Genomic DNA, 14,099 nt, shown 5'->3' on the forward strand with positions numbered 1-14,099 from the left:
CAAGAGCATGGCCAATATTAAAGTAGACGGTAATGAAATTGAGGTTCCAGATCATTACACGCTGATGCAAGCGTGTGAGGAAGCTGGTGCTGAAATTCCACGTTTTTGTTATCACGAGCGTCTTTCTGTGGCGGGCAACTGCCGCATGTGCCTTGTGGAAGTGAAGGGCGGCCCACCAAAGCCAGCCGCTTCTTGCGCGATGAGCGTGCGCGATTTGCGCCCCGGGCCTGAAGGGCAGCCGCCAGAAGTGTTCACCAACACACCAATGGTGAAAAAGGCACGCGAAGGCGTGATGGAATTTTTGTTGATCAACCACCCGTTGGATTGTCCGATTTGTGACCAGGGCGGTGAGTGTGATTTGCAAGACCAAGCCATGGCTTATGGCATGGACAATTCGCGCTATCAGGAGAATAAGCGCGCGGTGGAAGACAAATATATTGGGCCATTGGTGAACACCATCATGACCCGTTGTATTCACTGTACACGTTGTGTGCGGTTTACCACAGAGGTTGCTGGCATTTCTGAACTTGGCCTGATCGGCCGGGGCGAAGACGCTGAAATCACCACCTATCTTGAAAAGGCGATGACATCAGAGCTGCAAGGCAATGTGATTGACCTTTGCCCTGTTGGTGCGTTGACCTCAAAGCCTTATGCGTTCCAAGCGCGGCCTTGGGAATTGAACAAGACTGAAAGCATCGACGTGATGGATGCGGTTGGCTCCAACATTCGTGTGGATAGCCGTGGCCGCGAAGTGATGCGCGTGATGCCACGTGTGAACGAAGCGATCAATGAAGAGTGGATTTCAGACAAGACACGCTTCATTTGGGATGGCTTGAAGTCACAACGTCTCGACAAAGTTTATGTGAAAAAGAACCGCAAGTTGCAAGCTTCCGATTGGAATGATGCATTTGCGACCATTGCACGTGCGGTGAAAAAGGCTGACCCTGCGAAAATTGGCGCTTTGGCTGGTGATTTGGCTGGTGCCGAAGAAATGTATGCCTTGAAGTCCATGTTGACTTCAATCGGCGCGAAAAGCTTTGACTGTCGTCCGGTTGGTTCGGCGATCGATCCTTCTAAAGGCCGTGCAAGCTACATCATGAACGCGGGCATTACCGGCATTGAAGAAGCAGATGCGATTTTGATTGTGGGTAGCGACCCGCGCAAGGAAGCCTCTGTTTTGAATGCGCGTATCCGCAAAGCATGGCGTCAGAACGGCACGCCAATCGCGGTGATCGGCGAAAATGCTGATTTGAAATATGATTATGCCTATTTGGGCACTGGCACCGAAGCCTTGGCGGCTTTGGCAGCAGGTGACGACAAATTTGCAAAAGTGTTGAGCAAAGCCAAACGCCCAATGATCATTGTGGGTGAAGGCGCATTGAGCGGCGCAACTGCGAAAGATGTTTTGGCGTTGAGCGCACAAATCGCATCTGACAATGGCGCTTTGAGCGACGACTGGAACGGCTTTGCCGTGTTGCACAATGCTGCTGGTCGTGTTGGTGGCTTGGATGTGGGCTTTGTGCCTGAGCGTGGCGGCATGGATGCAGCCAAGATGCAGGCGGCAGGCAAAAAAGGCGAATTGGATGTCGTGTTCCTCTTGGGCGCTGACAATTACGATCTGAGCGCTTTTGAAAACAGCTTTGTTGTTTATATCGGTTCGCACGGTGATCGCGGTGCCCATGCAGCAGATGTGATTTTGCCGGGCTCTGCCTACACAGAGAAAAGCGTGACCTATGTAAACACTGCAGGCACGGTGCAACGCACCAACCGCGCCGTGTTTGGACCAGGCGAAGCCAAAGAAGATTGGGCGATTTTGCGGGCTTTGAGCGCACATTTGGGCGCCACCTTGCCGTTTGACAATCTCAACCAATTGCGGGCTGCGCTGTTTGCAGACGTGCCGCACTTGGCAGTTGTTGAAGGCCCAGTTGAGACAAAGGCCGCTGATGTGGCCAAACTGGCGAAAGTGCCAGCGAAGATTAAACCCGGTGCTTTGGGTTCACCGATTGAAGATTTCTATTTGACCAATCCGATTGCACGGGCATCCAAAGTGATGGCCGAATGTTCGCAGTTGGCGCTTGGGCAAGTTAAAGAAGCTGCGGAGTAGGGGCTGAATTATGGATTGGTTACTCCCATCACTTGATTATTTGCTCGGCGTTCCATTCTTGGGGCTGGGCGAACAAGTCGGGTTTATTTGGAAGGCGCTCTTGCTGCTGGTCACCTTGTTGGTGTTTGTGGCGTATGTGTTGTTGGCTGACCGCAAAATCTGGGCGGCGGTTCAAATTCGCCGTGGCCCCAACGTGGTTGGTGCTTTCGGGTTACTGCAAAGCTTTGCCGACTTGCTGAAGTTTGCATTTAAAGAGCCACTTATTCCGGCTGGTTCGGACAAGGTTGTGTTCTTGTTGGCCCCCTTTATCACCGTGTTGGTATCGCTTGCGGCCTGGGCCGTGGTGCCGATTGATGAAGGCTGGGCGATTGCCGACATCAATGTGGGTATTCTTTACATTTTGGCGATCTCATCTCTGGGTGTTTATGGCGTGATCATGGGTGGTTGGGCGTCCAACTCGAAATATCCGTTTTTGGGTGCTTTGCGTTCCGCCGCGCAGATGGTGTCTTACGAAGTTTCAATCGGCTTTGTGATCATCACCGTGTTGTTGTGCGTTGGATCGTTGAACTTGACGGACATCGTTCATGCGCAACAGGAAATGGGCCTTGCCCACATGTTGGGTGTGCCTTGGTTGTCGTTCCTCAACTGGTTCTGGCTGCCATTGTTCCCCATGTTCATCATCTTCTTCATTTCAGCCTTGGCTGAGACAAACCGTCCGCCATTCGATTTGCCAGAAGCTGAATCTGAGCTGGTTGCTGGTTTCATGGTGGAATATGGCTCAACGCCTTACATGATGTTCATGTTGGGTGAATATGTGGCCATTGTCTTGATGTGTGCGCTGACAACGATCCTGTTTATGGGTGGTTGGTTGCCGCCAATCGATGCAGCACCGTTTAACTGGATCCCTGGTGCGGTTTGGTTTGTTTTGAAGACGTCAATGGTGTTCTTCATGTTTGCGATGGTGAAGGCCTTTGTGCCGCGTTATCGCTATGACCAATTGATGCGTTTGGGCTGGAAAGTGTTCTTGCCGATTTCCATCGTGATGATTTTTGTCGTGGCCTTTGTGCTTCAGCTGACAGGCTGGGGTTGGCACGGCGGTATGGCTTAAGGAGAAACGTCAATGCGAGCAATTCAGTTTCTCAATTCGCTTTTGCTGAGAGAGTTTGTTTCCACATTCTTTCTGGCAATGCGCTATTTCTTCAAACCCAAGCCAACCATCAACTATCCGTTTGAAAAGGGGCCTGTAAGCCCACGTTTTCGCGGTGAACATGCGTTGCGCCGCTATCCCAATGGGGAAGAACGCTGCATTGCCTGCAAATTGTGTGAAGCGATTTGCCCGGCACAGGCGATCACCATTGAGGCTGGCCCACGCCAGAACGATGGCACACGCCGCACCGTGCGGTATGACATCGACATGGTGAAATGCATCTATTGTGGCTTTTGCCAAGAAGCGTGTCCGGTGGATGCGATTGTGGAAGGGCCAAACTTTGAATTTGCGACAGAAACCCGCGAAGAGCTTTATTTCGACAAGGAGAAGCTTTTGGAAAATGGTGACCGTTGGGAACGTGAGATTGCTGCCAATCTTGCTGCCGACGCGCCATATCGCTAGGAGCTTGCTGATATGACCCTTCAACTTGCATTTTTCTATTTGTTTGCAACGGTGGCGATCATTTCCGCTGTGATGGTGATTTCATCGCGGAACCCAGTGCATTCTGTGCTGTTTTTGATCCTCGCTTTTGTGAATGGCGCTGGCATTTTCATGCTGGCAGGTGCCGAGTTCTTGGCGCTGCTGCTTATCGTTGTCTATGTGGGCGCGGTGATGGTGTTGTTCTTGTTTGTTGTGATGATGCTCGACATTGACTTTGCTCAATTGCGGCAAGGCATTTTGCAATATGCGCCGATTGGCGCGTTGATCGGCGGTATTCTGCTGATTGAGCTGATTTTGGTGGCCGGGTCATTTGTGGTGACGCCTGAAGTGGCAAGCTCCAGTGCGGTGCCATTTGTTGAAGGCATGTCCAACACCGAAGCTTTGGGCAATCTGCTTTACACACGCTATGTCTATCTGTTCGAAGCTGCCGGGCTGATTTTGTTGGTGGCGATGATCGGGGCGATTGTTCTGACATTGAAGCATAAGCCGAATGTGAAGCGGCAAGACATTAATGCGCAGGTTGCGCGTAAACGCGAAGATGCTGTCGAAGTGGTCAGTGTCGAGAGCGGCAAAGGGATTTAATTGGGGGCCTAAATGATACCGGATATCGGACTTGGTCATTTTCTGACCGTGGCGGCCATTTTATTTACGCTTGGCGTATTTGGCATATTTCTGAATCGTAAGAATGTGATCATCATTCTCATGTCAGTGGAATTGATCCTTTTGGCAGTGAATATCAACTTCGTGGCCTTTAGCGCCCATCTGCAAGACTTGGCTGGCCAAGTGTTCGCCTTGATGATTTTGACCGTTGCGGCGGCCGAGGCGGCGATTGGTTTGGCGATCCTTGTGGTGTTTTATCGTAACCGTGGCTCTATCGCGGTGGACGATGTCAACGTGATGAAGGGTTAATGACAATGTATCATGCCATTCTCTTTCTCCCGTTGATTGGGGCCTTGGTGGCTGGGCTTTTGGGCCGGTCCATAGGGCACAAGGCGGCTGAATATCTGACCACCGGCTTGCTGATGGCTTCAGCCTTGCTGTCATGGGTCGTGTTTATCGGCATTATGACTGGCTCTGGTGGCGAACATGCTGCTGATGCCGGGCATGGCGCTGAAGCGGCGGCTGACCATGGCTTTATGGCTGCGGAAGCAGTGAAAATCACTTTGTTCCGCTGGATCGATACGGGCGGGCTTGATCTTTACTGGATGATCCGTGTCGATACGCTGACGGCCGTGATGCTGGTTGTTGTGACCACTGTGTCGTCTTTGGTGCACCTCTATTCAATCGGCTATATGCATGAAGACCCGCACCGCGCGCGCTTCTTTGCCTATTTGTCGCTCTTTACGTTCGCCATGTTGATGTTGGTGACAGCTGACAACTTCCTGCAAATGTTCTTTGGCTGGGAAGGCGTTGGTTTGGCGTCTTACTTGTTGATTGGCTTCTGGTATCAAAAGCCAAGCGCCAATGCGGCGGCGATGAAAGCCTTTATCGTCAACCGCGTGGGTGACTTTGGCTTTATCCTCGGCATTTTTGCCGCTGTAATGATGCTCGGCACAATGGATTTCGACACGGCCTTTGCGCACGTGGCAGACATGGATGGGCAGACCATTAACTTCCTTTGGGGTCAGTGGGACGCAATGACCGTGATCTGCTTGCTGTTGTTCCTCGGGGCGATGGGTAAATCGGCTCAGTTCTTGCTGCACACTTGGTTGCCTGATGCGATGGAAGGCCCAACACCTGTTTCGGCCTTGATCCACGCCGCGACAATGGTGACAGCTGGCGTTTTCATGGTGGCACGTTTGTCGCCTATGTTCGAAGCTTCGCCGACAGCCTTGACCGTTGTTACCGTGATCGGTGCGATCACCGCGTTCTTCGCAGCGACAGTTGGTTTGGTGCAAAACGACATTAAACGCGTGATTGCTTATTCAACATGTTCGCAGCTTGGCTATATGTTCGTGGCGCTTGGGGTAGGGGCTTATTCAGCTGGTGTGTTCCACTTGTTCACACACGCCTTCTTTAAAGCCTTGTTGTTCTTAGGTGCTGGTTCTGTGATCCATGCCATGCATCACGAACAAGACATGCGCAAAATGGGTGGCATTAAGAACAAAGTGCCGGTGACCTACTGGATGATGATGATTGGTACATTGGCGCTGACTGGCGTTGGATTGCCATTCCACCTCGTATCTGATGCGTTGCCGAACCTTGGTTTTGCTGGCTTCTTCTCAAAAGACGCCATTATCGAGGCCGCTTATGGTGCACACACAGAAGCAGGGAACTTCGCGTTCTATCTGTTGGTGATCGCAGCCTTGTTCACAAGCTTCTATTCATGGCGCTTGGTCCATTTGACCTTCCATGGCAAAACACGTGCGTCTAAAGAAGTTTACGATCATGCGCATGAAAGCCCGAATGTGATGCTGATCCCGCTTTATGTGTTGGCGGTTGGCGCGGTGCTTTCAGGTATTGTGTTTTATGACAGCTTCTTTGGTCATGCGGAGCATGTGGAAGCGTTCTTCCAAGGCTCAGTTGTTGTGAATGCAGAAATCATCGATGCGGCGCACCATGTGCCGACCTGGGTGAAGCTGTCTGCAACATTCGCGATGATCATTGGCTTCATCACAGCGTGGTGGTTCTACATCTCAAAACCAGAATTGCCGAAGGCATTGGCGAAAGAACATTCCGGCCTATATGCCTTCTTGCTCAACAAATGGTACTTCGATGAACTCTATGATTTCATCTTTGTGCGCCCGGCCAAATGGCTTGGCCGCGTGTTGTGGCGCGGGTTTGACGACTGGTTTGTTGATGGCGTGATTGTTGGCGGCGTTGCGCGTCGTGTGAAAGACGTTACCAATCAGGTTGTGAAACTGCAATCTGGCTATCTTTACCACTATGCACTCGCCATGCTGATTGGCGTGGCTGCATTGATTACCTGGGCGATCGCTGCAGGGGGCCTACTCGGATGAATATTATAAATAACAACATCCTATCGATTTTGACCTTCCTGCCGCTGGTAGGTGTCTTCTTCCTATTGATTGTGCCGGGCAATGATGATCTGGCCAAAAACAATATGCGTCGGATTGCACTGGCAACCACGTTGGTGACCTTTATCTTCTCGCTGGTGATGTGGGCCATGTTCGACTCGTCGAACCCTGGCTTCCAGTTTGTGCAAAATCACAGCTGGATCGGCGACAATGTGATTGGTTACCGCATGGGTGTTGATGGGATTTCGATCCTCTTCATCGTGCTGACCGGGCTATTGATGCCAATGTGCGTGTTGGCGAGCTGGGAATCAGTTCAAAATCGCGTTCGTGAATATATGGTGGCCTTCCTGATCCTCGAATTCTTGATGATCGGTGTTTTCGCCACGCTTGATTTGGCCATGTTCTATGTCTTCTTTGAAGGCGGCTTGATCCCGATGTTCCTGATTATCGGCATTTGGGGCGGCAAGAAGCGTATTCAAGCGAGTTATAAATTCTTCTTCTACACCTTTATCGGTTCTGTGCTGATGTTGCTGGCTGTTATGGCCATGTACTGGCAGGCCGGTACATTGGATATTGCCAAGCTGCTGCAATATGAGTTCACCTCGGAGTCGCAATATTGGTTATGGCTGGCCTTCTTCGCATCGCTGGCAGTGAAAATGCCAATGTGGCCGTTCCACCGTTGGTTGCCTGAAGCGCACGTGGAAGCACCCACAGCGGGTTCTGTTATCTTGGCGGCGATCTTACTGAAAATGGGTGGCTATGGGTTCTTGCGGTTCTCTTTGCCTATGTTCCCGGAAGCTTCAGCTTACTTCTCAAACTTCGTGTTTGTGTTGTCTGTCGCTGCGATCATCATCACCTCACTGGTGGCGTTGGTTCAAGAAGACATCAAAAAGTTGATTGCTTATTCATCTGTTGCGCATATGGGCTATGTGACCATGGGCATCTTCGCTGGCAATATGCTGGGTGTTCAAGGTGCGATCTTCCAAATGATTTCACACGGTATTGTTTCAGGCGCTTTGTTCTTGTGCGTTGGTGTGATTTACGACCGGATGCATACGCGGAAAATCGACGCTTATGGCGGCTTGGTTGAGCGGATGCCGAAATATGCCTTTGCCTTTATGGTGTTCACCATGGCCAATGTTGGCTTGCCGGGCACGAGTGGCTTTGTGGGCGAGTTTTTGACCTTGATGGGTATATTCCAAGTGAATACTTGGGTGGCGTTCGGCGCAGCCTTTGGGGTAATTTTCTCAGCCGGTTATGCATTGTGGCTTTATCGTAGAGTGATTTTCGGTGTGCTGGAAAAAGAAAATTTGAAGGCGATCATGGATATGAGCCCGCGCGAAATGGCGGTGATTTTACCATTGATCATCCTCACGATCTTTTTCGGCTTCTATCCAGCGCCAATTCTGGATGCGACTGCCGCGTCAGTTGAGCAGTTGGTCAACCAATATCAAATGAGCCTGGGGCAAATCGGCACCCTTGCCGAAGTTGCGCACTAGGGGGATATAATGAATTCTGATTTGACTTCTTTTGCAGATCTGGCGCCAGCCTTTCCTGAATTGATGCTGGCGATTGGGGCCATTGTTTTGCTGATGGTTGGCGTGTTTACGTCATCGAAAAGCTCCAACCAAATTGTGTTGGGCATTGCGATGGGGCTGTTGGCGCTGACCGCATTGCTTGAAGTGGCGCATCCTGTGGATGGCGTGTTGTTCAATGGTGCGTTTGTTCAGGACAGCTTTGCGCGGTTCATGAAAGTGCTTGTGCTGATTGGTTCAGCGTTTGCACTGGCTATATCTGTTTCGAGTGCGGATGAGCATAAGCTCAACAAATTCGAATATCCTGTGCTGGTGGTGCTGGCGACACTCGGCATGTTGATGATGATTTCAGCAAACGATCTGATTTCATTGTATATCGGCCTTGAGTTGCAATCTTTGTCACTCTACGTGATCGCTGCCTTCAAGCGCGATTCAAGCAAAGCGACGGAAGCTGGCTTGAAATATTTCGTACTTGGCGCTTTGTCTTCCGGTATGTTGCTTTACGGCTCGTCCATGGTTTACGGCTTCACTGGTCACACGCAATTAGACGAAATTGCCCGTGCAATTTCATTGGGTGAGCCTTCACTTGGTCTGATTGTTGGCTTGGTGTTTGTGATGGCTGGCTTGGCGTTCAAGATCTCTGCCGTGCCATTCCATATGTGGACACCGGATGTGTATCAGGGTGTGCCAACACCTGTGACTGCGTTCTTCGCGTCTGCGCCCAAAGTGGCGGCTATGGCTTTATTTGTCCGCGTTGTGTTCGACACATTTGAACCGATTGCAAGCGATTGGCAGCAAATCGTGATCTTTATTTCGATTGCCTCCATGGTGTTGGCGGCGTTTGCAGCGATTGGGCAAAAGAACATCAAGCGTTTGATTGCTTATTCATCAATTGGCCATGTGGGTTTTGCCTTGGTCGGTCTTTCAGCCGGTTCGCAAATCGGTGTTGAAGGTGTTGCTGTCTATATGGCGATTTACCTCACCATGACCCTTGGTTTGTTTGCCTGTATCTTGGCCTTGAAAAATGACGAAGGCTATGTGGAGCAAATTGATGATTTGGCTGGCTTGGCTCAGTCGCGCCCATTCGTTGCGGCAGGTATTGCCATCATCATGTTCTCACTGATCGGCTTGCCGCCATTGGCAGGGTTCTTTGCCAAGTGGCAAGTTTTCCTTGCAGCGATTGAAGCGCAATTGTTTGTGCTTGCGGTGATCGGCGTGTTGGCGAGTGCTATTAGCGCGTTCTATTATCTGCGTGTGATCAAGGTGATGTATTTCGACGAAGTTGTGCATCAGTTTGAAGATTCTGCATTCGCTCTGCGTTTCATCATTGCGATTTCAGGCTTCTTGGTCGTGACCTACTATTTCACACTCGGTGTTCCATTGACCCAATGGGCGAAGATAGCTGCGGGTAGCCTCTTTTAGTGGTTTCCTTAGGCGAACGGGCGCGATTGGATGGATTTGGGCTGCGGCATGTGCCCAGCATAGGCTCCACCAGCGCGACATTGATGGAAGACGCATCGAACGGGGCCTCTGGCCCCGTTTGGCTTGTGGCTGATGAGCAAGTTGACGGCAAGGGGCGGCGCGGTCGGTTTTGGCATTCGCCGAAGGGCAATCTTTATGCGTCGCTCCTGCTGACAGATCCGGCGCCCGGGGAATATGTCGCGCAGCTTTCCTTTGTTTTGGCGTTGGCTTTGCGCGATGCAGTTTGCCAGATTGCTGATGCTCAAGGAAAAACCGATCTTGCGGTTGAAGTTAAATGGCCAAACGATTTGATGATCAACGGCCATAAATGTGCTGGCCTTCTGCTTGAAGGCGGCATGAAAGGACAAAGCCGGTTCGTGGTTATCGGCATGGGGGTGAACTTGGCGTTCCACCCTGAAAAGTCTAACCACCCGGCAAGTGATTTTGCTGAACTGGGGCTCAACACATCACCGGCACATTTTTTTGCCTTCTTGTCTGATGCGGTTGCGCAACGGTTGAGCCAATGGGCACGCGGAAGCAACTTTGCCCAAATTAGAGCCGATTGGCTTGCCCATGCGTATAAGATGGGTGAGGTGATGCGGATTAATGCCAATGCGGAGAGCTATGAGGCGCGGCTTGAAGGGGTGGACCCCACAGGCGGATTGATTGTTGACCATATGGGTCGGCAGCGCATCGTGACCGCTGGCGAGATATTCAATTTATAACGGAAGTTAGTTTTTTATGCAGAACCAGTTGGTTTTTGTACCTTTAGGTGGCGTTGGCGAGATCGGAATGAATTTCGGTCTTTATGGGTTTGGCGCGCCGGATGATCGCAAATGGTTGATTGTTGATTGTGGCCTTACCTTTGGTGGCCCGGATTTGCCGGGCATTGAATTGGTCATGCCCGATTTGCGCTTTTTGGAAGAGGAAGTCGACAATATTGTTGGCATGGTGCTCACCCACGCGCACGAAGACCATTATGGCGGCGTGATGGATCTTTGGCCGCAATTGGAATGTGATGTTTATGCGTCGCCCTTTGCTGCTGAAATGTTGAAGGCCAAGGGGCGTTCTAACAATTTTGGCTATGAAGTGCCGGTGAAAGTTGTGCAACAAGGCGCAACTATCGAATTGGGGCCATTCAAAGTTGAGTTGATCAATGTGGCGCACTCCATTCCGGAAAGCTCTGCGCTCTATATTGAAACGGCTGCCGGCCGTGCGCTGCATACGGGAGATTGGAAACTTGATCCGTCGCCAGTTGGCAATGCGCCAACCGATGAGAAGCGCCTGCGTGAGATTGGCGCGATGGATGCGCCTCTTGCATTGGTGTGCGACAGCACTAACGCGATTCGTGAGGGCGTGAGCCCAGGTGAGGGCGATGTGGCAGAAAGCCTTGAAAAGCTTATGCTGGCGGTGCCGAACCGGATTGCGGTGACGATTTTTGCCTCCAATGTTGGCCGGATGATTTCTATCGCCCGTGCAGCCCAGAAGGCGGGGCGGCATGTTGTTGCGTCTGGCCGTGCGATCCACCGCACGTCCGAGATTGCTCGCGACCTAGGCCTATTTGATGGCATCGAGCCATTTTTGGACCAAGACGCTTTCGGCTATTTGCCGCGTGAAAAGGTTTGTCTGATCTGCACGGGGTCGCAAGGGGAATCACGCGCTGCTATGGCGCGGATTGCACGCGACGATCATCCTGTGTTGACCCTTAATAAGGGCGACCAGGTGATTTTTTCCTCGAAGGCCATTCCGGGCAATGAAAAGGATGTTTTGGACATTCAGAACATGCTGATCAATCAGGGCGTGAAGGTGATCACGGATCGGGACGCGCTCGTGCATGTGTCTGGCCACCCGCGGCGCGACGAGTTGCGCCAGCTTTATGATTGGCTCAAGCCACATGTGCTGGTGCCAGTGCATGGCGAAGCTGCGCATTTGGAAGCGCAGGCGGAGCTAGGCCGCGAAGCAGGGATTGAAACTGTCATGTCGATCCGCAATGGTGACATGGCGTTGCTTTATCCAAAGCCGGAACGCTTGGTGGATGAAGTGCCGCACGGGCGGCTTTATCTGGATGGTGATATTTTGTGCACCCCAGACGAAAGCGGCGTGCGCGAACGACGCAAGCTGAGCTTTGGCGGGTATATTGCGATTTCACTTGTGATTGATGGCAAGGGGCAAATGCGTGATGCGCCGCAGGTGGAGCTTTACGGGTTGCCTGAGCTTGAAGATGAGGATGAGGATTTCAATGTGGTGGTTGAAAAAGCCATCCATGGCACCATGCGCTCAATGCCTGCGAAGAAGCGGGGCGCAACCGATACGCTGGCGGAAGCCATGCGACGTGCTGTCCGATCGGAAGTGAATCAATTTTGGGGTAAGAAGCCCATTGTAAAAGTCTTCGTCCATAAGGTGTAGTCAAATGGGTCTTGTTTCTTCAATCGCGCTTTATTTCGTTTTGTGGTGGTTGTGCTTTTTTGTTGCGTTGCCAATTGGCACACATTCACACGTTGAGCAAAATATGGACGTTGACCGGGGATCAGAGGCTGCTTCTCCGGTGAAGCCGCGCCTGCTTAAAAAGGTGCTGGCGGCAACGGTGGTCGCGTTTGGATTGCTGTTTCTGACGCAGTGGATTTTGGCACAGCCAGGCTTGCAGTATTACTGGAAGTAACTGATTTAAGCATTTGTAAATCAATAAAAAACAGGGCCGAAGCCCTGTTTATTAGTTTCGCGACAAATCGTTGGACTTACTCAAGCTATTTAAAGCGAGGCCAACGTTCCTCCCTAGACCTTGTCAGCGTATACGGGGCCGGATTTCGATCAACGACCCTCTTATTGGGATTGGACACTAACAACTTAAAATGGTCCTGTCACCCGGTTTTTAATCGCACCAGCGGAAAAATTGGAAAATTGGTTTACGTAGCCCTTTGTTTGGGAAAAATTGAACCGAAAATCCTTGCATCTGCGCGACTTATGGCGTTTTGTGCCACCTAATAATCCTGTTTGACGAGTCGAGAGAAAGCAAGAATAGATCATGCGTCTGTCAAAATATTTTCTGCCTGTTTTAAAAGAAACGCCCAAGGAAGCCGAAATCGTTTCGCACCGTTTGATGTTGCGTGCAGCGATGCTTAAGCAAGAGGCCAGTGGCCTTTATGCTTGGTTGCCACTTGGCTATCGGGTGTTGCGCAAGGTGCAAAATATCATTGAGCAGGAACAAGATCGGGCAGGGGCAATTGAATTGCTGATGCCGACATTGCAGCCGGCTGACCTTTGGCGCGAAAGTGGCCGCTATGATGCGTATGGCAAGGAAATGCTGCGCGTGACCGATCGCCACGAACGGGATATGCTTTATGGCCCGACCAATGAAGAGATGATCACATCGATCTTCCGGTCAAATGTGAAGTCCTATAAAGACTTACCGCTTAATCTTTATCACATTCAGTGGAAATTCCGCGATGAGATTCGTCCGCGCTTCGGCACGATGCGTAGCCGCGAATTCTTGATGAAGGATGCCTATTCATTCGATTTGGATAAAGAAGCGTCGGTTAAATCCTATCACCGGATGTTTGTTGCTTATTTGCGCACCTACTATCGGATGGGCCTAACAGCTATACCAATGCAGGCTGAAACGGGCCCAATTGGTGGCGATTTGAGCCACGAATTTATCGTGCTCGCTGACACTGGCGAAAGTGGCGTGTTCTGCGATAAGGCGTTGTTGGATCAACCTATTCCGCCAAAGGATGTGGACTTCGATGGCGATTTGACATCTTACGTCAATGACTGGACGCAAATGTATGCGGCTACAGAAGACATGATCGATATGGACAAGTTCCAGGCGGACGTGCCCGAAGAGCGTCGCATCGAAGCGCGCGGTATTGAAGTGGGCCAGGTCTTCTATTTTGGCACGAAATACTCTGAACCAATGGGCGCAACTGTTGCAGATGCCAATGGGCAGGACGTGCCTGTGCATATGGGGTCTTACGGCATTGGATTGACGCGGCTTGTGCCTGCAATCATCGAAGCAAGCCATGATGATGATGGCATTATTTGGCCTGTGTCTGTTGCGCCGTTTGAGTTGGCATTGATCAATTTGAAAACTGGTGATGAGAGCTGTGTTGCGCAATGCGATACATTGTATAAGCAGCTTGAAAATGCTGGAATTGAAGTTCTGTATGACGATCGCGATGTGGGGGCGGGCGGCAAATTTGCGACTGCGGATTTGATTGGTTTGCCATACCAGATGATTGTTGGACCGCGCGGCCTTAAAAACAACGAAGTTGAGATTAAAAATCGTAAAACGGGTGAGCGGACAAATGTGTCGCTTGAACAAGCCGTTGATTTTCTTCTTGAGCGCATTGTGCCGGAACGTAGACAGGACGTTTGAT

Annotated in this window: 12 protein-coding genes; all 12 read left to right on the top strand. The window is 51.0% G+C overall.

Translation table 11 applies throughout. From position 1 onward, the window contains the following. Positions 1–7 precede the first annotated feature (7 nt). The 12 genes from nuoG to proS all read left to right on the top strand — a co-directional run bounded on the left by nuoG (position 8) and on the right by proS (position 14,098). Positions 8–2,104, top strand: coding sequence for an NADH-quinone oxidoreductase subunit NuoG (gene nuoG / locus ACP15Y_RS00970; RefSeq protein ID WP_424981148.1), 2,097 nt, complete (start codon positions 8–10; stop codon positions 2,102–2,104). Between the two features lie 10 nt (positions 2,105–2,114). Then, positions 2,115–3,212, top strand: coding sequence for an NADH-quinone oxidoreductase subunit NuoH (nuoH, locus tag ACP15Y_RS00975; protein WP_424981149.1), 1,098 nt, complete (start codon positions 2,115–2,117; stop codon positions 3,210–3,212). Positions 3,213–3,224: 12 nt separating this feature from the next. Next, positions 3,225–3,713, top strand: a complete 489-nt coding sequence (nuoI, locus tag ACP15Y_RS00980; protein WP_027835261.1) for an NADH-quinone oxidoreductase subunit NuoI — start codon at positions 3,225–3,227, stop codon at positions 3,711–3,713. 12 nt (positions 3,714–3,725) lie between these two features. After that, a complete protein-coding gene (locus ACP15Y_RS00985; protein ID WP_424981150.1) occupies positions 3,726–4,334 on the top strand; it encodes an NADH-quinone oxidoreductase subunit J in 609 nt (202 codons plus the stop codon). A gap of 12 nt (positions 4,335–4,346) precedes the next feature. After that, entirely contained in the window at positions 4,347–4,661 is a 315-nt protein-coding gene (nuoK, locus tag ACP15Y_RS00990; RefSeq protein WP_133571080.1) for an NADH-quinone oxidoreductase subunit NuoK, read from the top strand. After that, positions 4,661–6,712: an NADH-quinone oxidoreductase subunit L gene (gene nuoL, locus ACP15Y_RS00995; RefSeq protein WP_424981151.1), complete on the top strand. Its 2,052-nt coding sequence runs from the start codon at positions 4,661–4,663 to the stop codon at positions 6,710–6,712. Before nuoK ends, nuoL begins: the two co-directional genes overlap by 1 nt. Next, the gene (locus ACP15Y_RS01000; protein ID WP_424981152.1) at positions 6,709–8,229 is read left to right on the top strand and encodes an NADH-quinone oxidoreductase subunit M; all 1,521 of its coding nucleotides are present in this window, start codon (positions 6,709–6,711) and stop codon (positions 8,227–8,229) included. Before nuoL ends, ACP15Y_RS01000 begins: the two co-directional genes overlap by 4 nt. 9 nt (positions 8,230–8,238) lie before the next feature. Beyond that, positions 8,239–9,687 carry an NADH-quinone oxidoreductase subunit NuoN gene (nuoN, locus tag ACP15Y_RS01005; RefSeq protein WP_424981153.1) on the top strand — a complete coding sequence of 483 codons (1,449 nt, stop codon included), beginning with the start codon at positions 8,239–8,241 and terminating at the stop codon, positions 9,685–9,687. Next, on the top strand, positions 9,687–10,451 hold the full coding sequence (locus ACP15Y_RS01010) for a biotin--[acetyl-CoA-carboxylase] ligase (RefSeq protein WP_424981154.1): 765 nt from the start codon (positions 9,687–9,689) through the stop codon (positions 10,449–10,451). The genes nuoN and ACP15Y_RS01010 overlap by 1 nt, the downstream gene beginning before the upstream one ends. A gap of 16 nt (positions 10,452–10,467) precedes the next feature. After that, on the top strand, positions 10,468–12,132 hold the full coding sequence (locus ACP15Y_RS01015) for a ribonuclease J (protein WP_424981155.1): 1,665 nt from the start codon (positions 10,468–10,470) through the stop codon (positions 12,130–12,132). 4 nt (positions 12,133–12,136) lie between these two features. Then, positions 12,137–12,385, top strand: a complete 249-nt coding sequence (locus ACP15Y_RS01020; protein WP_424981156.1) for a DUF1467 family protein — start codon at positions 12,137–12,139, stop codon at positions 12,383–12,385. A 363-nt stretch (positions 12,386–12,748) separates the two neighbouring features. Next, on the top strand, positions 12,749–14,098 hold the full coding sequence (gene proS, locus ACP15Y_RS01025) for a proline--tRNA ligase (protein ID WP_424981157.1): 1,350 nt from the start codon (positions 12,749–12,751) through the stop codon (positions 14,096–14,098). Position 14,099: the final 1 nt, after the last annotated feature.

It is taken from the genome of Maritalea sp. S77 (assembly GCF_049801075.1).
In the GTDB taxonomy this organism is placed as follows: Bacteria; Pseudomonadota; Alphaproteobacteria; order Rhizobiales; family Devosiaceae; genus Maritalea.